This is a genomic window from Fluviibacterium sp. S390 (genome assembly GCF_049800695.1).
GTDB lineage: Bacteria > Pseudomonadota > Alphaproteobacteria > Rhodobacterales > Rhodobacteraceae > Meridianimarinicoccus.
In genome coordinates this window covers 161,216-183,134 of record NZ_JBNAFN010000004.1, presented here as the reverse complement: position 1 = coordinate 183,134, position 21,919 = coordinate 161,216, and the positions used below count along the sequence as shown (strand labels likewise).

18 protein-coding genes are annotated in these 21,919 nt (G+C 65.1%); 8 read left to right on the top strand and 10 right to left on the bottom strand.

Annotated features, from left to right (window positions below):
* Window positions 1-15: 15 nt before the first annotated feature.
* The 6 genes from ACP15K_RS05095 to ACP15K_RS05070 all read right to left on the bottom strand — a co-directional run bounded on the left by ACP15K_RS05095 (window position 16) and on the right by ACP15K_RS05070 (window position 5,970).
* On the bottom strand, window positions 16-387 hold the full coding sequence (locus tag ACP15K_RS05095) for a hypothetical protein (RefSeq protein WP_424989978.1): 372 nt from the start codon (window positions 385-387) through the stop codon (window positions 16-18).
* Window positions 388-450: 63 nt separating this feature from the next.
* Window positions 451-1,014: a PqiC family protein gene (locus ACP15K_RS05090; RefSeq protein WP_193141412.1), complete on the bottom strand. Its 564-nt coding sequence runs from the start codon at window positions 1,012-1,014 to the stop codon at window positions 451-453.
* 2 nt (window positions 1,015-1,016) lie between these two features.
* Window positions 1,017-3,701 carry a PqiB family protein gene (locus tag ACP15K_RS05085; protein WP_193141413.1) on the bottom strand — a complete coding sequence of 895 codons (2,685 nt, stop codon included), beginning with the start codon at window positions 3,699-3,701 and terminating at the stop codon, window positions 1,017-1,019.
* On the bottom strand, window positions 3,673-4,302 hold the full coding sequence (locus tag ACP15K_RS05080) for a paraquat-inducible protein A (protein WP_319022457.1): 630 nt from the start codon (window positions 4,300-4,302) through the stop codon (window positions 3,673-3,675). The genes ACP15K_RS05085 and ACP15K_RS05080 overlap by 29 nt, the downstream gene beginning before the upstream one ends.
* Complete coding sequence (locus tag ACP15K_RS05075) at window positions 4,299-4,943, bottom strand: paraquat-inducible protein A (RefSeq protein ID WP_193141415.1); 645 nt, start codon at window positions 4,941-4,943, stop codon at window positions 4,299-4,301. The genes ACP15K_RS05080 and ACP15K_RS05075 overlap by 4 nt, the downstream gene beginning before the upstream one ends.
* 67 nt (window positions 4,944-5,010) lie before the next feature.
* Window positions 5,011-5,970 (bottom strand): zinc ABC transporter substrate-binding protein, encoded by a 960-nt coding sequence (locus ACP15K_RS05070; RefSeq protein ID WP_424989977.1) that lies wholly within the window; start codon window positions 5,968-5,970, stop codon window positions 5,011-5,013.
* Window positions 5,971-6,049: 79 nt separating this feature from the next.
* Here ACP15K_RS05070 and ACP15K_RS05065 point away from each other — a divergent pair, with 79 nt between their 5' ends.
* From ACP15K_RS05065 to ACP15K_RS05050, 4 genes are all read left to right on the top strand, one after another.
* Entirely contained in the window at window positions 6,050-6,532 is a 483-nt protein-coding gene (locus tag ACP15K_RS05065; RefSeq protein ID WP_226925812.1) for a Fur family transcriptional regulator, read from the top strand.
* Between the two features lie 166 nt (window positions 6,533-6,698).
* A complete protein-coding gene (locus ACP15K_RS05060) occupies window positions 6,699-8,690 on the top strand; it encodes a hypothetical protein (RefSeq protein WP_424989976.1) in 1,992 nt (663 codons plus the stop codon).
* Entirely contained in the window at window positions 8,687-9,727 is a 1,041-nt protein-coding gene (locus ACP15K_RS05055; RefSeq protein WP_193141418.1) for a hypothetical protein, read from the top strand. The genes ACP15K_RS05060 and ACP15K_RS05055 overlap by 4 nt, the downstream gene beginning before the upstream one ends.
* On the top strand, window positions 9,720-10,625 hold the full coding sequence (locus ACP15K_RS05050) for a hypothetical protein (protein ID WP_424989975.1): 906 nt from the start codon (window positions 9,720-9,722) through the stop codon (window positions 10,623-10,625). The genes ACP15K_RS05055 and ACP15K_RS05050 overlap by 8 nt, the downstream gene beginning before the upstream one ends.
* 41 nt (window positions 10,626-10,666) lie before the next feature.
* Here ACP15K_RS05050 and ACP15K_RS05045 read toward each other — a convergent pair whose 3' ends face one another.
* Window positions 10,667-12,691, bottom strand: coding sequence for a DEAD/DEAH box helicase (locus ACP15K_RS05045; protein WP_193141420.1), 2,025 nt, complete (start codon window positions 12,689-12,691; stop codon window positions 10,667-10,669).
* A gap of 245 nt (window positions 12,692-12,936) precedes the next feature.
* On the opposite strand from ACP15K_RS05045, the gene ACP15K_RS05040 reads away from it, so the two are divergent.
* Window positions 12,937-14,352 carry an alkaline phosphatase D family protein gene (locus ACP15K_RS05040; protein ID WP_424990002.1) on the top strand — a complete coding sequence of 472 codons (1,416 nt, stop codon included), beginning with the start codon at window positions 12,937-12,939 and terminating at the stop codon, window positions 14,350-14,352.
* A gap of 53 nt (window positions 14,353-14,405) precedes the next feature.
* On the opposite strand, the gene ACP15K_RS05035 is transcribed toward ACP15K_RS05040, so the two are convergent.
* On the bottom strand, window positions 14,406-15,725 hold the full coding sequence (locus ACP15K_RS05035) for an aspartate aminotransferase family protein (protein ID WP_424989974.1): 1,320 nt from the start codon (window positions 15,723-15,725) through the stop codon (window positions 14,406-14,408).
* On the bottom strand, window positions 15,722-16,480 hold the full coding sequence (locus ACP15K_RS05030) for a 3-keto-5-aminohexanoate cleavage protein (RefSeq protein WP_424989973.1): 759 nt from the start codon (window positions 16,478-16,480) through the stop codon (window positions 15,722-15,724). Before ACP15K_RS05030 ends, ACP15K_RS05035 begins: the two co-directional genes overlap by 4 nt.
* A gap of 93 nt (window positions 16,481-16,573) precedes the next feature.
* On the opposite strand from ACP15K_RS05030, the gene ACP15K_RS05025 reads away from it, so the two are divergent.
* A complete protein-coding gene (locus ACP15K_RS05025; RefSeq protein WP_424989972.1) occupies window positions 16,574-17,464 on the top strand; it encodes a MurR/RpiR family transcriptional regulator in 891 nt (296 codons plus the stop codon).
* 6 nt (window positions 17,465-17,470) lie between these two features.
* Here the strand turns inward: ACP15K_RS05025 and ACP15K_RS05020 are convergent, their stop codons facing one another.
* A complete protein-coding gene (locus ACP15K_RS05020) occupies window positions 17,471-18,928 on the bottom strand; it encodes a glycosyltransferase family 39 protein (protein WP_424989971.1) in 1,458 nt (485 codons plus the stop codon).
* A 257-nt stretch (window positions 18,929-19,185) separates the two neighbouring features.
* Between ACP15K_RS05020 and ACP15K_RS05015 the strand changes: the two genes are divergently transcribed.
* Window positions 19,186-20,133, top strand: a complete 948-nt coding sequence (locus tag ACP15K_RS05015) for a lysylphosphatidylglycerol synthase transmembrane domain-containing protein (protein WP_193141425.1) — start codon at window positions 19,186-19,188, stop codon at window positions 20,131-20,133.
* A 355-nt stretch (window positions 20,134-20,488) separates the two neighbouring features.
* Window positions 20,489-21,919, top strand: a complete 1,431-nt coding sequence (locus tag ACP15K_RS05010) for a circularly permuted type 2 ATP-grasp protein (RefSeq protein ID WP_226925813.1) — start codon at window positions 20,489-20,491, stop codon at window positions 21,917-21,919.

The following is a 21,919-nucleotide window of genomic DNA, read 5'->3' as shown; positions in this document are numbered from 1 at the left end:
TCAGGCGTGACGGTGTTACAGGTTGGCCAACTCGTAAACAAACATCTGGCCGCGGAATGGAACCGACAGATGCACCACTCCGCCGGTGCAGTCCAGATCCTGCCGAAACCCAGCCATATTCTGTGCGCCGAGGCACAGTATGGGATCGGGGTCGGGGATCGGGAACCGCTCGGTGATCTTGATCTGGCCGGTTCGGGTCTCCAGGAAAAGGCTCTCGCTTTGGCACCAGCCTTCCACACGCACCGATCTTCCGTTGAAGACCAGCTTGTCGACCCGGCCAAGTGTCTTGCCGTTGAAGCCGGCCAGAACAACGGGCGTGAACCATGCGCCGCCCAAAAGACCGCGGACCCGTCGCAGTATGCGCCGTCTGACCCCGGTCACGGTCATGGATGCGCCCACATCGGCCCCGTTGGTCTGGCCTTGCGTCGTCATCCGGGACCCTAGGCCTGCTTAGCGCGCAATGCGGCGGGCGATGGTTTCCGCCAATTCCGTGATGGCGCGCGATTGGGCCTGCGCGACGGCGTGCGGCGTGTCACCTGTCAGCGGCGTGGTGATGTCAAACTGCCCCGAACGGTCGGCCAGCCCCGAGGCCACCGGCGAGATCGCATACTGGCCTTTCAGGCGAAACACACCGCTGGCATCGCCGTGCATCTGGCTGACGCGCACCTGCACCTGCGCGGCGGGCGAATCGGTGAAGGGCCAGGGTTCTGCCGCCACCCTTGCGCCGGTGATGGTGCCAAGGGCATCGGCCAGCGCATAAGTGCTGGCGCGCGACGGGGTGTCGGCCCAGAGGTTGCCAGACAGCGTTTCCAGCCCGCCATCTTCGTTCAGCAGAACGATCTCATCGGCATCCGCATAGCGTGGCAGCGACATGTCGCGCACCTCGATCGAGGACACCAGCGGGCGCAGACGCAGACTGGTCGACGCCTCGGGCAAGGGGATCTGCGTGTCGATGCCACCGCATCCGGCAACAAGGCCAAGCAGGATCACGGCGAAAGGGCGGAAAAAGCGCATGGTCATCGTCCAACAAGCAGGGAATTGGGTTTGCGTTCAATGGTGCGGGCCAGCGAGGTCACAGCCTGCGCCGCATCCCGCATGTCGCGGATCGCGGCCAGGGTCTGGGCGCTGAACTGCGACCGCTCGCCATAGGTGGCCATCAGGGCCTCGGACTGGCGCACCAGCCCGTCCAGACGTGCCGCTAGTTCAGGCAGATCGGCGGCGGCGGCGGCCACTGCGTCGGCGGCGGAACTGGCCGAGGCCAGCATGGCGTTGGTATTGGCCACCGCCCCGCCTTCGCGCAGTTCGGCCAAGGCCGCACCCAACTCGTCCAGCGCATAGGCCAGCGCCGGCGGGATCTGCGCGGTTTCATCGGAACTGACCAGCGCTTCGGCGCTGTTCACCAGACTGGTAGCCGAGGCCATCAACTCGTTCAGCGGCAGTTCCTCGGCGGTGCGGGCAACCGCGTCGATGCGCGCCACAAGGTCCGGCAAGCCGGCAGAGGCGGATTCGATGGACTGGGCAATCTCGTCCGTCCGGCCCAGGGCGGCCAGAAGCGCGTCCACCTCGGGGCCTTCACGCAGGCGGCTTGTGATCTGTTCCACATCCGCCACCGTTGCCGTCACCGTCTGCAGCGCCGCGTTCAACTGACCCGGCAGCGCCTGCGTATCGGGCGAGGACGCCACCGCATCGACCGAGGCCACCAGCGTCGCGGCCCGCGACACCAGATCCTGCAACGGCAGCCCGGCGGCGGTGCTGGCCAGCGTCTGGATGTTGGCGATGATCGGGTCCAGCCCGGACACCGTGCCTTCGACGTCCTTCGCGATGGTATCAACCCGCGCCATGGCCGCCACCAGCGAGTCCACGGCGGTCGAGGCGGCAAACTCGTTGACCATCTTGCGCACGTCGCCGACCGAGGTTTCCACATCCGCAAGGATGCGTGTCAGGCTGTCGGGCATGGTGGTGAAATCGGGACTGCTGATGACCGTATTGGCCGATGCCACCACGGCCGTGGCTTCTTCGATCAACTGGTCCAGCGGCAGATCATTGGCCTTGACCAGCAACGCCTGAATTTCGGCGGTGATCTGGGGCAGGCCGTTGCTGACCTCGGCCACCCGGCTGGCGACCTGTTCGGTGCTTTTCAGGGTGGCCACCAGGCTGGCGGCAGCCTCGCTCTGCTGCACCTGATCAAGGATGGATTTCAGGCTGACCAGCGAGGCCGCGGCATCGGTCACGGCTTCGGTCACCGCATCCGACCCGACAAGCTTGCGGAAATCCTCGATCAGTCCCAGCACTTCGGCCGGGGCATCCTGCACGCCGTCCGAAGCCACCACGCTGTTGACATGGTCGATCAGGTCGGTGACCGCCTTGAACATGTCCTCGTAAGGCAGGTTCACGATCCGCTCGGCGGCGGTCTGCATGGAGCCCGCAACATCGGTGATGTTGGACGCCGTGGCCGGGATCACCGGACGTCCGGTGGTCAGGCTGGCCAGATTGGCGGGTGGCGCATCCGCCACCTGCACGAGATCGACGCGCAGCGAGGTGCCCAGCAGCCCCTGGCTGACCAGTTGCGCCCGGTACCCCTTTCCGACCTGTTCGGCCACAAGTTCGATCGTGCGGACCTCTGCATCATCGCCCGAGATCCCAAACCGGTCCGGCAGCAGGCGCACATCGACGCGCATCATGACTTTCGGCTCGTCGCCGCTTTCATCCAGAAAACTGCCCAGCCCGATGACGGACCCAACCGTCAGGCCGCGAAACTTCACCGGAGCGCCCGTGGCCAGCCCATCGATGGACCCATCGAAAAGGATCGAGAACGGCACTTCGGCGCCGACAACTTCGATCACCGAGGCACTTCCGGCAGCATCGCGCGAGGCAAAGACGCTGAAGGAATGCCCCTTGCCGATTTCCTGGGCATCCAGCGCCAGGTTTTCGAAGGCGACCCCGCCCTTGATGATCGACGTCAGGTTGCCGATGTCCAGCTTCAGACCGCCGGTGCCCAGCGAGACATTGATGCCCGACGCGCTCCAGAACCGTGTGCCGGTTGTAACGAGGTGATGATAAGGGGCGCGCACGAAGGCCTGTGCCGTCACCAGCGAACCGTCGTCCGACAGCACCGGACGGTCGATCAACCCGACCTCGACACCCTTGTAGAGGATCGGTGCCCCGGCCGCGATGCGCCCGCCCAGCGGCGCGGTCAGCAGGAACTCGACCCCCTCTTCGTTCTGCGAAAACAGCGGCTGCTTGGCCAGACCGACGAATGTCGACCGTGGCATGCCAGGATCCGCATCCCATGCGCCTTCCAGAAACACACCGCCCAGAAGCGTTGCCAGACCGCTGACGCCCTGTGCGGAAATCTCGGGCCGGACGATCCAGAACTCGGCATCGGCATCCACGTAAGGCGCGATGGATTTGTCGAGCCGCACCTCGACGATCACATTGGTCAGCCCGGTGCCGAAGGTCACGTTCTCGACCTTGCCAACGGTGACATCCCGAAATTTCAGCTCGGTCTCGCCCGCGACCACCCCTTCACCGTTGTTGAAGGTGATCTCGATCAGCGGGCCGCGCCCGGCCAGCGATTGCCATGTCATGAACCCAGCCAGCGACAGCGCGATCAGCGGCACCAGCCAGATCATGGTCAGCCCGGCCATACCGCGCGGCTTGCGCATTTCGACTTCAAGCTCGCTCGGTCCGCTTTCGCTCACTCGGTTTATCCCCGTAGGCGTCCCAGATCAGCCGTGGGTCCAGACTGAGTGCCGAGAACATTGTAAAGATGACGGTCGCTGCAAAGCAGATCGCCGCGATGCCGGGATAGATGTCGGCAACGCCGCCAAGATGGACCAGCGCCGACAGAATGGCCACGACGAATACGTCAATCATCGACCAGCGACCGATGAATTCCACCACTTCATACAGAAGATGCAGCCGATGCGGGTCCCGGTTGCCGGGAAACTGGATCATCAGGGCCAGATAGGCGACGGCAAAGAACTTCGCCACCGGGATGACGACCGAGGCCAGAATCACCACGGCGCCGACAAAAACGTCGCCATGGTGGATCAGCTCCAGCGCGCCGCCCAGGATGGTCGAGGAAAACCGCGCCACAAGGGTATCGGTGATCATCATCGGATAGATGTTGGCGGGGATGAAGGCGATCAGCCCGGCAAGCCACCAGGCCCAGACCCGTTGCAGGCTGTTGACATACCGGCTTTGCAGCGGCGACCAGCAGCGCGAACACTCTGTTTGCGTGATCGGCGCAACCAGACCGCAATGGCCGCAACCGACCAGCCCGGCCTGTCGCGCGGTCACCTTTTTCCCAGAACGCGCCATATGGACCTTTCACAGATCATGGTGTCTTTGGCAGCGATCAGCAGGACCAGCCCGACGAACGCCCAGAAGGCCGACCCGAAGCCGACCGATGCCAGGCCGACGATCTTGACCAGAGCGACGGCGACGCCAAGGATGAAAATCTCGGCCATGGCCCAGGGGCGCAGACGCATCGCCACGCGAAACGCCAGCCCGGCATGGGCCGCGGGCGGGCGCCCCAAGGCCAGCGGCCCCAGCGCATAGATGATGCCCGCAAGACGCCCCACTGGCAGCAGGATGATCAGCGCAGCGACGATCACCGATAGCGGCGCCATCATGCCAGATGCCTCGGCAAAGGCGGTCACCGCGTCAAGGACCGAAGCTGCGCTGGAGAGGCCCGACGCCTCGATTTCGAGAAACGGAAAGGACACCGCTGCGATCATCAGGATCAGCGCCCCGAAGGCCAGCGACACGATGGTGGCAATCGCCCCGCGACGGGGCGACAGCAGGACAGAATGACACCGCGCACAGCGCGCCGTGGCGCCAACCGGCACAGAGGCCAGGTTGTGCAGGCAATCGCAGTGCGGGCAAGCAATCAGATTGTCCAGCCGATCAGGGCGCAGGGACGGTTCAGCAAGGGTCATGCGCGGATAGTGGGATGTGTCGCGCCCCGGCACAAGCCCCGCCATTGCTTCGGGCGCGGCAAACTTGTCATGAGGACAGGCATTCGACCAGCGTTTCGGCCAGCCCGGACAGCAGGTGCGGGTAAAGCTGCGGGCCGGGAACAAGACCGGCGCCCAGCGGATCCATGACGCGCACCGCGACACCGCTGGTTTCGAACACGGCTTGCACCAGCTTGGGATCGAACTGCGGCTCGGTAAAGACACAGACAATGCCATGCTCGGCCACCGCCGCCTTGATGCTTGCGATCCGGGCCGCTCCCGGATCGACGGCGTCCGATACCGCCACGGCGCCGGTGGCCGGGATGCCGAAGGCGGCTTCGAAGTATTGATAGGCGTCATGGTAGACAATGAAGGGTCGATCCCGGACCGGCGCCAGTGCGGTTTCGATCTGCGCCGTCAACCGCACGAGGTCATCCCGCGCCGATTGCGCGTTGTCGCGATAGGTCGCGGCATTGTCAGGGTCTTGCGCCGCAAGGCTGTCGGCAATGATGTCGAGCCACGTCATGGCATTGGCCGGGTCCAGCCACATGTGCGGATCGGTGCTGCCGTGATCATGATTGTCGTGGCCTTCGTGATCATCGTGCCCCTCATGGTCATCGTGGTCGTCATGGGGCTCCCTGTCCTCGGCAAACACCGGGATATCGCGGCTGGGCAATTGCAGCACGCCCGGCGCGTCGGACAGCGTGATCACCGCCTCTTCCGCCGCCAGCGATCCCAGCGCTTTGTCCAGCCAGGGCGTCAGCCCTGCCCCCACATGAAAGATCACGTCGGCCTGTTGCAGCGCCCGCGCCTGCGAGGGCCGCATGGCATGGTCGTGCGGACTGGCACCGGGCAGGACCAGCATTTCCGGCGCGCCGACGCCGTCCATCACGCGCGCGACCAGTGCATGCACCGGCGCGATATCCGTGACCACATCCGGCGCGGCCTGGACGGGGGCGGTGGCCAGAAAGCCAACAGCAAGAACGGGGACGAGACGGGAAAAGGGCATCGGGCGCACTCACGTTATTGTATAACAATTGTGCCTCACGTAGAACCTTCTCACCGCCAGCGCAACCCGGAGCCTGTCCTTGTCCGACCCAGCCCCCCCCTTGGAAGGGTTTGCCGCCCATGATCACCGGCGCTGCCGCACCGAAACCCTGGCCGTCGCCGAACGCCTGAGTACCGAACGCGGCCTGAAGCTGACACCGATCCGCCGACGGGTGCTGGAGATCCTGCTGGAAGGCCACCGCGCCCTTGGTGCCTATGACATCCTGCACCGGCTGGCGCAGGACGGGTTGGGCAGCCAGCCGCCGGTGGCCTATCGGGCGCTGAACTTCCTGCGGGATCTGGGCGTTGTGCATCGCATCGAGAAACTCAACGCCTTCGTGGTGTGCACCCATCCGCGCGATGCCCATGTGCCAGCATTCCTGATCTGCCGGAAATGCAGTTCGGTGGCCGAAGCCTCGGCGCCCTCACAAGGCGGCTTGCTGGGTGCTGCGGCGCAGGCCGGGTTTGCCATCGAAACCTCGGTCCTGGAGGCCGAAGGCCTGTGCCCGGACTGCCAGGGATAGGCCTGGGTAAAACTGCATCCCACAACCCCCTGGCCCACCCGCATCGGGTCAATCAATTCCCGTCGTCTGTTTGACAAAACCCACAGATGCTTTGTAAGCCCGTTGAACCCCGGTCATCCCAGCCAGCCCGACCGGACCCACCGATGACGTACGCGGGACTTCATGCATGAACCGATCTGCCCTTGCTGCCCTGTTTTCAAAGAAGTCGACGGGCAAGGCAGCCTCGGACGATGGCGGTGACGAGTCCCTTTCGGATGTCGAACTGATCGCGCGCGAGCTCGATGCGATCTACTATGCCGCGCAGTTGAAAGACGCCTTGCCGCCGGATCAGAACGCGCCCGAACACTATCTGACGACCGGCTGGCAGGACGGGCTGGATCCAAGTCCAAGTTTTTCCACCCGGTTCTATCTCGACGTCAACGAGGACGTGCGCGAGAACGGCATCAACCCGTTTCTGCACTACCTGCGCTACGGACGCGCCGAGGGCCGGCTGTCGCAGGACTCGGACGCCGCTCCGGATCTGCCGACGTCGGAATCGACCTCGGAAGCCGTCGACGACGCGCCGCAGGATCGCGCACCGGACGTGCACAAGCTTCAGCACATCGCGCCGCATTTCGACGAAACCTACTACCGCTCCAACAACCAGGACGTGGATTTCACCGAACTTTCCCCGGTACAGCATTACGCCACCGTGGGCTGGCGCGAGGGGCGCAATCCGACGGCCAAGTTCTCGATCAGCTACTACCTGATGACCAATCCGGACGTGGCCGAGCATGACATCGATCCGTTCTGGCACTATATCGTGGCCGGCCGCAAGGAAGGCCGCGCGGCGACCCATCCGGCGGGCTTCAAGCACGAGGTTCTGCGCCGGTTGCGGCCGCTAGACGAACAACGCGCGGCCTGGCGTGTGGCCCATACCGAAACCCCGCCCAAGCCCGGTGACGACGATGTCCTGAACGCGGCCCTGCGCAGCGCCCTGATCGACACCGGCACGCTGGTGCTGAGCATCGGGCACGATGATTTCCAGGCCAACGTGGGCGGCGTGCAGCTTTGCATCCAGCACGAACGCGATCTGTGCCGGGACCAGGGCGTCACCCATCTGAACCTGCGTCCCGCCATCCCGCTGCCGACCTTTGCCGATCCGGGCACCGACACGACATTCGTTGTAACGCTGGACGGCCAGTCCCTGGGCGCGTTCGACCCCGCGACCCTGATGGACATGCTCGCGGCCCGAACCGACGATGTGGCGGTGACCATGGTGATCCATTCGCTGATGGGTCATGCGCCCGAGACCATCATTGATCTCGCCCGGCAGGTGCATCCGGCGTCGGTCCTGGTGTGGGTGCATGACTATCTTACGCTGTGCCCGTCCTATGCGCTGCAACGCAACAACGTGGCCTTCTGCAATGCGCCCGACCTGGCCTCGACCGCCTGCACGATCTGCGTTTACGGCGCCGAGCGGCGGAACCATCTGGACCGCATGGGCCAGCTGTTCGCGGCGCTGACCCCGCATGTGCTGGCGCCGTCGCGCGCGGCGGCGGATGTCTGGACCCGGCACAACAGCTATGCCCCGGCGCCGGTCTCGATCCTGCCGCATCTGACCCTGACCCATGGCGCCGCGGCACAAGCCGAACCCGCCGACGACGGGCCCATTCGCATCGGCTTTGCCGGAAGCCCGGCCCCGCACAAGGGCTGGAGCGCCTTTCTGGAAATGGCCGAGCGCTTTGCCCTGCGCGACGATATGAGCTTTCACTACCTGGGCAGCGAGGATCCGGGCATCGGCGCGATCCGGTTCCACCCGGCGTCAGTCTCGACCGACGATCCCCGCGCCATGATCAATGCCATCCGCGACGCCCGCATTGATCTGGTCCTGAACTGGGCCAGTTGGCCAGAGACCTTCTGCCTCGCGGCCTATGAAGCCGTCACCGGCGGCGCGCGGCTGATCACCCGGACCGGGTCGGGCAATGTGGCCGATCTGATCGCGGCAGAGGATTGCGGCATCGTGCTGCCCTCGAAAGCCGCCCTGATCGGGTTTTTCGAAACCGACGCAGTGGTCGAGGAAGCGCAGAAGGCCCGCGCCGGACGCACCACCCGAAGCTTCGACATGCAGCTGTCGGACATGGGGCTGAGCCACGTCAAGATCGGGGAATTCGCATGACCATCGCGGCATTCACCAGCTTCTCGCTGAACTACTTCGGGCGTGCGAAGACCTGGGCCGACAGCGTGCGGCGCGTGCATCCGGACTGGAAACTGGTGGCGGTGCTGGTGGATGAAGCCCCCGAAGGCTTCGACATGGCCCCGATCGCGGCGGCTTTCGACGAGGTGCTGACCCCCGACCGTTTCATGGACGAGGATCATCGCCCGTGGCTGTTCGGCCATGACATCGTCGAGGCCTGCACGGCGGTCAAGGGCGCGGCCCTGCGCCATCTGCTGGATGACCCCGCGCACAAGAAGGTGCTGTATTTCGATCCCGACACGGCGGTGTTCTCGCCGCTGGATCCGCTGATCGACCGGCTGGACGATTGCAACATCATCCTGACGCCGCATCAGGTGGAACCGGACGAAACCCCGCTCGGGATCTCGGACAACGAGATCACCTCGCTGCATTACGGCACCTACAACCTTGGTTTCATCGCCGTGGCGAACACCGCCGAAAGCCGCCGCTTTGCCGCCTGGTGGGAGGCCCGCCTGCACGACTGGTGCCATGATCGTCTGGATGTGGGCCTGTTCGTGGATCAGAAGTGGTGCAACCTGGTTCCCTGTTTCTTCGACGGCGTGGTGACCTGGCGCGATCCGGGCTACAACGTGGCGAGTTGGAACATCAGCCGCCGCGACATTCGCTTTGATGACGACGGTGCGCTGCTGTCCAACGACCGCCCGCTGACCTTCTTCCATTTCACCAAGCTGGGACCGGTCGGGGACATCATGACCCAACGCTACGCCGGCAGCGACTCGGACGTTTACGAGCTTTGGGCCTGGTACAAGATGGCCGTCGAGGCGAACGAGCCCGAGGGCCTGCCGGAGAAATGGTGGAAATACGCCCAGTTTTCCGACGGCGAGAAAATTCCCAAACCGGCGCGGGTTCTGTACCGCGACCGCCCCGACCTGCGCGACACCTTTCCCGATCCCTTCGACAGCGACGGGGACAGCTACAGTGCCTGGCTGCGGCAGAACACGGACCTGATGAATGCCTGAAATCACGCCGCTTGCGGACAAGCCCACCTATGCCGTCGTCTACCAGTTCGGAAAGGTGGCCAGCACCTCGATCGTGGCGGCGCTGAACCTGCTACCGGACGTCGAGGCGGTACAATCCCATTTCATCGGCAAACAGGCCCTGGGGCAGATCCTGGACAGCCTGTTTGCGCCCGGCATATCGGACTATTTCTATTTTCATCAACGCGGCCAGCTTGTTGAAAACATTGATATCACGCGAAAGTTCACCCAGCTGCGCACAGGGACGGACACCGGCCAGAACCTTCTGGTGTTGTCCATGTGCCGCGATCCGATGGATTGGTTCCGCTCGGCGCTGACGCAGGATGCACAGGCGCATCTTGAGACCATGAAGACCTTTCTGGGCCAGACCAGCCGGACCGTGCCAGAGGATGGCGATGCGGTGATCCGGGCGGCCCTTCCGGCCATGCTCGACGAGATTTCCACGCTGTTCACCACCTCGGACACATTTTGGGACATCTCGGTGCAATCGCGGGCCTCGGCGGCCGAGATCAAGGAAGGTCTGACCCCGGCGTTGGTGCCCTTCACCTATCTGGTCCTGCGCCCGTTCAACTGGTACCGCACCCATTTCCAAAGCGCCCTTGGCGTCGGGATCGGAGAGTTGAGCGCGCAGGATGGTCTGTGGCTGCGCCAAGACGACAGCGAGACCATCGCCGTGCTGCGGTACGAGGATATGGCCGAGCAACTGCCGGGTCTGATCGCCGGGCTGGGGCTGGGCGACATCGACCTGGGCGTGTCGGAAAACCGCAGCACCGGCAAGCTGCACGCGGACACCATCCGCGACGTGCTGGACGCCTATGACGACAGCCGCCTGCGCGAGGTCTTCGCAAGGTCCTTCTACGCCCGGTTCTTCGGCTATTGATCGCCGGGCCGGAGGGGGTTTCATCCCCCCGGCCCTGAGGTTCAGGGCTTGCGGCGGCCGCGGTTGTCCATGCGCTTGCTGGTGTCCATGGCGCTGACCGGCTTGCCGGTGCTGGCGCGGGCCTTGTTTTTCTTGCTGGTCGGCTTGCCCGCAGGTGGCTTGGGGCCCTTCTTGGAATAGCTTTCCTTGTCCTTGCGGTAAGGGCTGTCCGATTTCGCCGCGCCGTCCTTCTTGAACGGCTTGTCCTTCTTGTAGGGGGACGCGGGTTTGTCGCCATCCTTCTTGAAGGGTTTGTCTTTCTTGTAAGGCTTGTCCGCCCGGTCAGGGTCGAATTTCGCCTTGGGACGACCACCCGCAGGCTTGGACCCGGCATCGTCGCGCGGGCGGTCAAAGCGTTTCTCGCCGTCCTTGCCGCCTTTCGCATAATGGGGCTTGTCGGCCCCGCGATGCGGCTTGCGCGGGCGATCTTCATAGGGCGTGCGCGTCATCGGGGCCAGCGTCGGGGCGCTGTCCAGACGTTCCAGCTTGATCCCGTCTTCCAGCACACGCTCGGGTCCGATGGCGGCCAGGAAGGCCTCGGCATTGGGTTCGCGGATCTCGAACACGGTGTGATCGTCCTGGATGCGGATCGCGCCGATCTCGTTCTTGGTGATGTCGCCGGCCTTGCACAGCATCGGCAACAGGCGGCGCGGTTCGGCCCGCTGGGTGCGGCCCACCGAAAGTTGGAACCAGACCGAGGGCCCGAATTCGGCGCGCTTGGCGGGGCGTTCGTCGGTGGCCGCCGACAGTTCCTCGGGCGCGGTATGCTGTGCCCGGTACAGCGTCAGATAGGCGCGCGCCAGTTGTTCGGGCGTGAACTTCTCGGCGAGACGGGTGACGGTCTCGGGGTCGGCATCGCCGGTTTCGGTCCAGATCGGGTCGGCCAGCATCCGCTCTTCATCGCGGGCCAGCACGTCCTCGGCCGAGGGCGCATCGCCCCATTCCGCCGTCAGTTGCGCCATGCTGAGAATGCGGTTGGCCTTGCGGCGGTTCTTGTAGGTCACCACCATCGCGCTGACGCCCTTGCGCCCGGCGCGCCCGGTACGGCCCGAGCGGTGCAGCAGGGTTTCGAAGCTGTTGGGTAGTTCCGCGTGGATCACCAGATCGAGGTTCGGCAGGTCGATGCCGCGCGCCGCCACATCGGTGGCCACGCAAACCCGCGCCCGCCCGTCGCGCATCGCCTGCAAGGCGTGCGAGCGTTCGGCCTGCGACAGCTCTCCCGACAACGCCACCACCTGGAACCCGCGGTTCGACAGGCGGGTGGTCAGGCGGTTCACCATCTCGCGGGTGTTGCAGAACACGATGGCATTGGGGGCCTCGTAGAAACGCAGCGTGTTGATGACCGCGTTCTCGCCATCACGATCCGACACCGACATCGCGCGATAATCGATATCGGCGTGCTGGGTCGTTTCCGACTTGGTGACGATGCGCTCGGCGTTTTTCTGATAGCTTTTGGCCAGTTCCGCGATCGAACGCGGCACGGTGGCCGAGAACAGCAGGGTCTGACGCTCGTCCGGGGCTTCGCCAAGGATGAATTCCAGATCCTCGCGGAAGCCCAGGTCCAGCATCTCGTCGGCTTCGTCCAGCACGATGGCTCGGATGCCGCTCAGGTCGATGGAGCCGCGGGTGATGTGGTCGCGCAGACGGCCCGGCGTGGCGACGACGACATGCGCGCCCCGTTCCAGCGTGCGCCGTTCGGTGCGCATGTCCATGCCGCCCACACAAGACGCCATGACTGCCCCGGCCTTTTCGTACAGCCAGCCCAGCTCGCGCTTGACCTGCAACGCCAGTTCCCGCGTCGGCGCGATGATCAGCGCCAGCGGTGTGTCCGCCCGCCCGAAGCTCTCGTCCTCGCCCAGAAGGGTCGGCGCGATGGCCAGGCCGAATCCCAGGGTCTTGCCCGACCCGGTCTGGGCCGATACCAGAAGATCCACGCCCACCAGTTCGGGCCGCGAGACGGCCTCTTGCACCGGGGTGAGCGTTGTATAGCCGCGCTGCTGAAGCGCATCTGCGAGAGCTTGTTTCACGAAGTGGTCGTCTTTTCTGGCAAAGCCGGAGCGGCTGCTGTTGCAAACAGCCGCGCGGTCCGGGGACCCACGGCGGCGCGAGTCAAAAATGGGTGATCGATGGCACCTAACGGGTTCTGCGCCCGTTGTATAGGTTCAAACGTTGCGGCGCGCCGCGACGGGACTTGAACGCCGGGGGGCACGATGGCACTTGAAAAGCTGGACCCGACCCGTGGCACGCCTGAGAAAGGGCCAGATACGTGACAATGCACCCCTTCCCCGACCGCGCCGGTCCGTTCCTGTATTTTCGCGGGTGGGGCGACGGGCGGCTGGCGCTGGCCGCCCTGAGCCTTTTGCCGCCGGGCGAAACCCCGCCGCCGGTTCAGGCCGGCGGGCGCGAGATCGCGGCGGTCAAACTGCGGGAGCTGGGAGAGGTCACCGCCTGGCGGCACGACTTCGACCTTGGCCCGCAGGACGACGGCTATGGTCTGGGCGACAGTCACTATCCGGTGCAGACCGATCTGACCGGCGATCTGCGCATCGCCTTCGCCTCGTGCAATGGCGAGGAAAACGGCGACATGGATCGTGCGCCCGAAGAACGCAATGCCATGTGGGAACGGCTTGGCCGGAACCACGACCACGCGCCCTTCGCCCTGTTGTTGCAGGGGGGCGACCAGATCTATGCCGATGAAGCCACCCACGGCCACCCGCTGACCGAAGGCTGGCCCGGCGAAACCCCGCCCGATCTGGACGAGGCCCAGCAGGCTGAAATCACCGAGCACCTGCGCGCGGCCTTCGTGCAGCGCTATCTGGGGGCCATGGGCAGCCAGGCCTATGGCTGGCTGTCGGCGCGCGTGCCCAGCCTGTGCGTCTGGGACGATCACGATATCTGCGACGGCTGGGGCTCGCTGCCCCGCGACCACACGTCCTCGACCCTCGGACAAACCCTGTTCCGGGTGGCTCGCGAGATGTACTTGCTGTTCCAGCATGCCGCCACCGAGGACGACGTGGCCACCCTGTTTCTGGACCCGCAGGGGCGCAGCCTGAGTTGGGCGCATGAACTGCCCGGCCTGACCCTGTTTGCTCCCGATCTGCGGTCCGAGCGGGGCCGGCGCCATGTGATGCGCGAGGCCGGTTGGCAGTCGGTCGAGGCTCTGGAACCGCAGGGCGATCATGTGATGATGGTGTCCTCGGTGCCGCTGCTGGGGCCGCGCCTGTCGCTGCTGGAAGGGGTCATGCTGATGATCCCGAAGATCCAGCAATACGAGGACGACCTGCGCGACCAATGGCAAAGCCGTGCCCATCGCACCGAATGGGTGCGGATGCTGAAACAGATGCTGCGCCTGCGCAAGAAGGCCCCGGTGACGGTGCTGTCGGGCGAGATTCACCTGGCCACCCGCGCCGAAATGGGGCGCGGCCCGACCCTGATCCATCAGCTCGTCGCCTCGGGTATCGCCCACCGGGCCCCGCCGCAGGCCTTTGCGCGGTCGCTGGGAACGCTGGCCGGGCTGGGCGCCTCGCCGATCCCTGACCAGAAGATCCGCATCCACCCGCTGCCGGGGCAAAAGCAACGCTATATGGCCGAGCGGAATTTCCTGGTGCTGGAGCGGACGGGGCGCGACTGGCAGGCGGTCTGGCACCTGGAAGACAGCGGCCCCACACCGGCCCTGCCTTTGACCTGAAACAGATCCGGGCCGGGGAAGATCCCTCCCCCGGCCCGGATGATTTTGCCAGATCAGCCCAGAGCTTCGGTCAGGGCGGCGGTCAGCTTGGTGACCAATTCGTCGATCTGATCGTCCTCGATGATGAACGGCGGGGCCAGCAGGATATGGTCGCCATACTTGCCGTCGCGGGTGCCCGACATCGGATAGCAGATCAACCCGTGCGCCAGGGCCGCTTTCTTCACCTTCGCCGCCGTCCCCAGCGCCGGATCCAGCGGGGTCTTGCTGTCGCGATCGGCCACCAGTTCGATGCCCCGGAACAGCCCGCGCCCACGAATGTCGCCGACGTTGGGATGCTGGCCAAGGGCGGCTTCCAGTGCCGATTGCAGCTTCTCGCCCATCTGTGCCGCGCGCGCCGGCAGGTTGCGCGTGGTCAGCTCTGTCACCACCGCAAGGGCCGCCGCCGTGGCCACCGGGTGACCCACATAGGTGTGCCCGTGCTGGAAGAAGCCCGAGCCGTCGCGGATCGCCGCGTAGATGCGGGCGCTGCACATCATGGCGCCGATGGGCTGATAGCCCGCGCCCAAGCCCTTGGCGATGCACAGGATGTCGGGGGCCACACCGTCATGATCGCAGGCGAACAGATGGCCGGTCCGGCCCATGCCGCACATGACCTCGTCCAGGATCAGCAGCACGCCGTATTGGTCGCAAATCTCGCGGATGCGCTTGTAGTAGCCATCCACCGAGGGCACCGCCCCCAGCGTCGCGCCAACCACCGGCTCGGCCATGAAGGCCATGACCTTTTCCGGGCCGACGCGCAGGATCTCGGCCTCCAATTCGTTGGCGACCCGCTGACCATAGTCGAAGCTGCTCTCGCCCTCGGCCTTCTCGGCGTATTCATAGCAGGGCGCGATATGGGTCATGTCCACCAGCAGCGGCGCGAATTGCGCCCGACGCCATTCGTTGCCCCCGGCCGACAGCGCGCCCAGCGTGTTGCCGTGATAGCTTTGGCGGCGGGCGATGACGTGGCACCGCTCGGGCTGGCCGATCTCCATGTAATACTGGCGGGCCAGCTTGATCGCGGCCTCGGTGGCTTCGGAGCCGCCCGAGACGAAATAGACCCGGTCCAGATCGCCCGGCGCATGTTCGATCAGCAGATCGGCCAGCGCCTCGGCGGGTTGCGAGGTCATGAACCCGGTGTGGGCGAAGGCGATCTTTTCCACCTGCGCCTGCACGGCGGCGATAACGGCGGGGTTGGAGTGGCCCAGGCAGGACACGGCCGCATCGCCGCAATCCAGATAGCGCTTGCCCTGATCATCGATCAGGTAGGGGCCATCGCCGCTGGCCGCGACGGGCAGGACGGATTTGGTGTGGCGGGGGAAAACATGGCTCATGTCCGGGCTCCGTCCAGACGGGTGACAAGGGCCGCGATCGAGGCGGCGTTATCTTTCCAGGCACTGCCGTTTTCATCGGTCAGGCTGTTTTCGAAACCGACCCGCGCCTGTCCGCCCAGGGCGGCAGCGGCGGCAAGGCAGGCGTGTTCCTGCGGCCCGAAGGCGCAGACCATCCACGGCGTCTCGGGCAGGCCCGGCGCAGTGAAAACGTCCAGATCGGCGGGTGTGGACACCTGGCCCGTCGTATATCGGCCCAGCACGAAGATGCGTTCGGCCTGTTCTGGGCGCACGATGCCCTCGGCCTGCCAACGCGCCAGCAGGCCTGCGTCCTCGGCGTCATACAGGATGTGCTGCACCCGCGTGCCCTGCGCTGCGCAGGTGCCGTACAGCGTATCGGCCAGATCCGGCGCCCGCGCCACTTCGCGCACCGAGATCGACGCCCAGCCCGGTTGCACCGCGCGCAGGCAGGCCAGTTGTTCGGGCACATCGAACTTGCCCGCGGATTCGGTGGTGATTTGCAGATCCATGTCCGGCACGGCGCGGGCAAGCTCGGCCAGCGCTTCGGTATACCGACCCGCGTCCAGCGAATGCTGACCGGCGTCATCGCGCACATGCAGATGCAGCCCCTGTGCGCCGGCGGCAAAACAGGCGGCAGCGGTGGCGGTGATCTCATCCAGTGTCACTGGCAGGGCGGCATGGTCGGCGTGACCACGGCGCGCGCCGTTGGGGGCGGCAAGGATATAGGTCTGGGGCATGGGTGGACGCCTTTCTGCGGTGTGCCCAACAGATCGCCCATCCCGCGTTCGTTTTCAATTTGCCATTTTCAGAACATATGTTCTTTATATGGCATGGATCCGCAATCCGACCTGACCCGCCGCCTGAAGGCACAGATCGACGATCTGCCGCCACGGTTGAAGCATGTGGCCAAGTACATCATCGACCGCCCCAGTGATTTCGCGCTGGACCCGGTCCGTGTCACCGCCCGAAAAACCGGGGTCAGCGCCAATTCGCTTGTAAGGCTGGCCGAGAAGATGGGGTTTACCGGCTTCGATGCCTTCCGCACGCCCTTTCGGCAGGCGCTGGCCTCGGACCCCGGCACACAAAGCGGCAACTGGCTGGAGCGGTTGGAGCAAGACACCCAGACCAGCCAGGCGCAAGCCGCCATGGCCCGCAACGAGATCGACATCGTGACCCGGTCGCTGCGGCTGCTGTCGCAGGATCGGCTGAACCGCACGGTCACCGCCCTGACCCGCGCCCGCACGGCCTATGTCACCGCCACGCGCGGCAGCTATGCCCTGGCCTATTATCTGCACTATGTGGGCCGCATGGCGCTGCCGGGGCTGGAACTGATCCCCCGCCACATGGGCACGGCCACCGACGAATTGCTGGACATCGGCCCCGAGGATTGCCTGCTGGCGATCACCTTCTCGCCCTACTCCACCGAAACAATCCAGTCGATGCGGCTGGCGCGGGAGCGTGGCGCAACGCTGATCCTGCTGTCGGACAGCGAGGTCATCGCCCCAAGGATCGACCCCGACATCGTGCTGCATGTGGCCACCCGCAGCGCCCATGGCTTTGACTGCTATGCCGGGGCGATGGCAGTGCTGGATTGCCTTGTGGGGCATCTGTTTGAAACCGGCGGGGCTGCGGCGCAAGACCGGATGACCCGCTATCAGGCGCTGCGCGATACCACCGGCGCCTATTGGAAGCCGCCCCGCGCGCCCAAACTGCGCGGATAACACCTGTCAGGGGCGGCGCAGGATCACGATATTGCCGTCGCCAAGGGTGCCGCGCAGCAAGGTCAACTCTTGCAAGACGCCCTCCTGATCCACGGCGAATTCCGGGATGGCGCGGCGCACGCGCTGTGGAAACGGCACCACCAGCAGCACCGGGGAGGGATCTTCCATCATCGCCATGTATTCCGGCGAAGTGCGCACCTCGCCCCAGTCGGCCCCGAAAAAGCTGCGGTACAGAACGCCGCCCGGCCCCAGCGAATACACGCGCTCTCCCGGCTGGCGCTGGCTTTCGGCATAGGCCAGCGCGCCCGCAAGATCCTGCTTCGGAGCAAGGTAGTTGCGGCTGAGCAGCACCGCCGAGATCAGCACCATAGCCAGAACGCCGCCCCGCCACAGCAATGGGCCCAGACGGTCGCGGCCCAGGACCGCGGCAATCCAGTCGGCAATTTGCGCCACCCCGGCCACAATCAGGATCATCATCAGCCCGATATCGACGAAGAAGAACCGTGGCCAGATGCGCATGTGCACGGCCATCAGCAGTCCGATGGTGACCACGATGTGCAGCACCACGGCCGGCGCGAACAGCGGCGCGTGGGGATGCGCCCTCCAAGCCCCGGCAGCGCAAACCACCAGCACCGCCAGGGCCACCAGCGCGGTCAGCCCGCCACCACTGCCCAGGGCCGTGCGCACACCCTCCAGCACCGTCCACAGCGGGTTCTGGTATTCCTTCATCGGATCGACTGCCGAGGTGCCGCTGACCCCGCCCACGGTGTCGAGCATGCTGGGCACCATCGGCAGATACACCGCCGCCAGAACCACAAGCCCCAGCCCGGCCCCGATCAGCGGCTGCACCAGCGTTTCGCGCGTAAATTGCCCGCGCAGGGCCCGAACCGCCACCGTGGCCAGCCACAGCACGCCAAGCGCCAGAAAGAAGGTGGTGCCGGTCAGATGGGTAAAGCCCGCCGCCGCCAGCGCGCCACCGAACCATAGCCACGGCGCAAGGCGCGTGGCGTCCATCCCGCGCAGGAAGGCGATCAGCCCCAGCCCGCACCAGAAGGCCAGTTCCGCATAGCCACGCGCGTTCTGCGAAAACCAGACCTCGTGATAGGACATCGCCACCAGCAGCCCCGAGACATGCGCGATCCGCACCCCCAGAACATCGCGCGCCAGCACCCAGACCGCCGCCACCGTTGCGGTGCCGAACAGGATCGAGGGCAGGCGCAGCACCCAGGGCGCCTCTCCCCAGACCGCCATCGCCGCCTTGGCTTGCAGGCTGAACAGGTAGTGATGGTTCATCTCGAAGTCGTGCATCATCTGCGACCACGGCAGGCGCAGATGTGTGTGCAGTGTCGTCAACTCGTCAAACCACAGCGGCGCATTGGCCCCGATCAGGCGCAGCCCCAAGGCCAGCACAAGGATCCCCGCAAGGATCGCGTATTGAGATTTCGTCCCGCTCTGCCCAGACACTGTCGATCACCTACACACATTCGCCCGGGAAATCCGGCAGGTTCCGGGGCCGCTGTTTACCAGACCGTCATGCCCCGCGTGGCGCGCCACCGCTTTCATGGCATGACAGGCTGATCTATGGCATGGTTCGGCGACTCAATCGAGTGTCTCTTGCATCGCACTTAACTTTGCGTCATCGCGACGCGCCATTTCGTGCGGTTGCTGTTTTTCCGGGCCGTTGCGTGCCGCGTGTGTCTTGCCTTCAAGGGTCGTGTATTATGGCGATGTCGAAAACCACCAAATCCTGGCTTGTGCGGATTGCCGGCTCGGCCATTGCCCTGACCATCCTGTTCTGGCTGCTGCCCGACGACGCCATCTTCGATGCGCTGAAGGCCCTGCCCGCCGGGGTGTTCGTGCAGGTGCTGCTCCTGTTCCTGCTTGCCCATGTGGGCGCGGCCCTGAAATGGTGGTGCCTTCTGGGCCGGATCATCCCGGCGACCGTGGCCATTCGCGCGCATTTCTCGGGACTGGCGGCGAACCTGTGTCTGCCCGGTGCCATTGGCGGCGACGCGGTGCGCGCGGCCATCGCACAATCGTCGGCACGCGACGGCGCGCGGGTCGTGGCCGTGGCGGCGGCGGATCGGCTGATCGACATGGTATCGCTGCTGACCATTTCCGTCGTCGGGCTGATGCTGGCCGCTGAGGGCGGCGGCGATCCGGGCCTGCTGCTGGTGGCCGCCCTGTTTGTAAGCGCGGTATTCATCGGCCTGCTGCTGCTGCCCTGGCTGGTGGATCACCTGTGGCGGCTGGTGCCGCGCCTGCCGGGACAGGGGTTTGCGCGCAAGACCGTGGCGTCGCTGGGCGATCTGCTGCGCCAGCCCGGTCTTCTGGCACTGGTGCTCTCGGCCTCGCTGGCGGTGCAGACCGCGCTTGTTCTTCTGGCCTTTTGGCTGGCCACGGCGGCCGGTGCGGATGTGGGCGTGGGGCCTTGGCTGTTCGCCTGGCCGCTAGCCAAGATCATCGCCGTGCTGCCGGTGGCCCTGAACGGGCTGGGCCTGCGCGAGGGCGTGCTGGCGGCGATCCTTGCCCCGTTCGGCGCCGATCCCGCGGGCATCGTGGCCGCCGGGCTGGTCTGGCAGGCCATCATGTTTGCCGCCGGTGGCTTGGGCGCGCTGCTGCTGTTCCTGGCCCGATCGCAAAAAAAATCGACGGCGTCCGGGGCTTGAGCCGCGGCGGCTTCGACGCCATGCGGGACGGTCTTGGCAAGCAGGATAGTGTGGCCTGACAATGCCGGGGTCACAGTGACGGCACGCCCACCAACTTCATTTTATATATATCTATTTATCAACTGGTTACAGGATGTTTCTCAGATGATCTGGCGCATTTTTTGCGGCCTGATTCTTGCACCTGATCCAGGGAAACCTTCCGGCTGCCAGGCCCAAATTCGTCTCTGTTTCCAAAGGCCTCGCAGGCATCGGATTTCCTGAATGCTCAAACTTTGATCGCTTCCCCCCCTATACGCCGCCTGACGGATGGTGAAACTATCGTGTCAATGGTTGACCCCAACTGGCGTGTAAAAAAATGACAACAACACCGCCCTGCTTCGACGAAATGCTGATCTCGCAGGACCAGGTCCGGGATCCCTACAGCGATTACTATGACTGGTTCAGCAAGGAAGATCTGAAACGGCTGCGGTTGAAATCGGCCGAGGCCGAAGCCTTCTTTCGCAAGATCGGCATTACCTTCAACGTCTACGGACAGGATGAGGCCGACGAGCGGCTGATCCCTTTCGACATCGTGCCGCGCATCATCTCGTCCCGCGAATGGGCGCGGCTGGAGCGCGGCATCGACCAGCGCGTCCGCGCCATCAACGCCTTCCTGCACGACATTTATCATCGGCAGGAGATCCTGCGCGCTGGCCGCATCCCCGCCGAACTGATTGCCCGAAACGCGGCCTTCCTGCCCGAGATGATGGGGGTGAACCCGCCCGGCGGCGTCTATTCCCACATCGCCGGCATCGACTTGGTGCGCACCGGCGAGGATGATTTCTTCGTTCTGGAGGACAACGTTCGCACCCCGTCCGGCGTCTCCTACATGCTGGAAAACCGGGAAACGATGCTGCAGATGTTCCCCGAGTTGTTCACCCGGATGAAGATCCGCCCGGTCAGCGCCTATCCGCGCCTGCTGCGCCGGTCGCTGTCCAACTGCGCCCCCGAAAACTCGCCCAACCGCAAGCCGGTGGTGGCGGTGCTGACGCCGGGTATCCACAACTCTGCCTATTTCGAACATGCCTTCCTGGCCGATCAGATGGGGGCGGAGCTGGTCGAAAGCACCGACCTGAGCGTCGTGGACGGCCGCATCGCCATGCGCACCACGCAGGGGTTTCAGCCCGTGGACGTGATCTATCGCCGGGTCGACGATGCCTATCTGGATCCGCTGAACTTCAACCCCGAAAGCCTGCTGGGCGTGCCGGGGATCATGGATGTCTATCGCGCCGGGAACATCACGCTGGCGAATGCACCGGGCACCGGGATTGCCGACGACAAGGCGCTTTATTCCTACATGCCCGATATCATCGAGTTCTACACCGGCGAGCAGGCGATCCTGAAGAACGTGCCGACGTGGCGCTGCTCCGAAGCGGACAGCCTGGCCTATGTGCTGGAGCACCTCAGCGAGCTGGTGGTCAAGGAAGTGCACGGCTCGGGCGGTTACGGGATGCTGGTGGGTCCGGCGGCCAACAAGAAGGAATTGTCGGACTTCGAGGCCAAGCTGCGCGCCAAGCCCGCCAACTACATCGCCCAGCCGACGCTGGCCCTGTCCACGGTGCCGATCCTGGCGAAATCCGGGCTGGCCCCACGGCACGTGGATTTGCGGCCTTTCGTTCTGGTCTCTCCCAACAAGATCGACATCACGCCGGGCGGGCTGACCCGCGTGGCGCTGAAACAGGGATCGCTTGTTGTGAATTCCTCCCAAGGGGGCGGAACCAAGGACACCTGGGTTTTGGGGGACTGA

Bases quoted from the DNA above. Each gene is read 5' to 3' on its own strand.
- ACP15K_RS05040 (WP_424990002.1), top strand. From the start codon at position 12,937: ATGCACCCCTTCCCCGACCGCGCCGGTCCGTTCCTGTATTTTCGCGGG.
- ACP15K_RS05015 (WP_193141425.1), top strand. From the start codon at position 19,186: ATGGCGATGTCGAAAACCACCAAATCCTGGCTTGTGCGGATTGCCGGC.
- ACP15K_RS05095 (WP_424989978.1), bottom strand. From the start codon at position 387: ATGACCGTGACCGGGGTCAGACGGCGCATACTGCGACGGGTCCGCGGT.
- ACP15K_RS05010 (WP_226925813.1), top strand. From the start codon at position 20,489: ATGACAACAACACCGCCCTGCTTCGACGAAATGCTGATCTCGCAGGAC.
- ACP15K_RS05060 (WP_424989976.1), top strand. From the start codon at position 6,699: ATGAACCGATCTGCCCTTGCTGCCCTGTTTTCAAAGAAGTCGACGGGC.
- ACP15K_RS05075 (WP_193141415.1), bottom strand. From the start codon at position 4,943: ATGACCCTTGCTGAACCGTCCCTGCGCCCTGATCGGCTGGACAATCTG.
- ACP15K_RS05070 (WP_424989977.1), bottom strand. From the start codon at position 5,970: ATGCCCTTTTCCCGTCTCGTCCCCGTTCTTGCTGTTGGCTTTCTGGCC.
- ACP15K_RS05090 (WP_193141412.1), bottom strand. From the start codon at position 1,014: ATGCGCTTTTTCCGCCCTTTCGCCGTGATCCTGCTTGGCCTTGTTGCC.
- ACP15K_RS05025 (WP_424989972.1), top strand. From the start codon at position 16,574: ATGGATCCGCAATCCGACCTGACCCGCCGCCTGAAGGCACAGATCGAC.
- ACP15K_RS05055 (WP_193141418.1), top strand. From the start codon at position 8,687: ATGACCATCGCGGCATTCACCAGCTTCTCGCTGAACTACTTCGGGCGT.
- ACP15K_RS05035 (WP_424989974.1), bottom strand. From the start codon at position 15,725: ATGAGCCATGTTTTCCCCCGCCACACCAAATCCGTCCTGCCCGTCGCG.
- ACP15K_RS05050 (WP_424989975.1), top strand. From the start codon at position 9,720: ATGCCTGAAATCACGCCGCTTGCGGACAAGCCCACCTATGCCGTCGTC.
- ACP15K_RS05030 (WP_424989973.1), bottom strand. From the start codon at position 16,480: ATGCCCCAGACCTATATCCTTGCCGCCCCCAACGGCGCGCGCCGTGGT.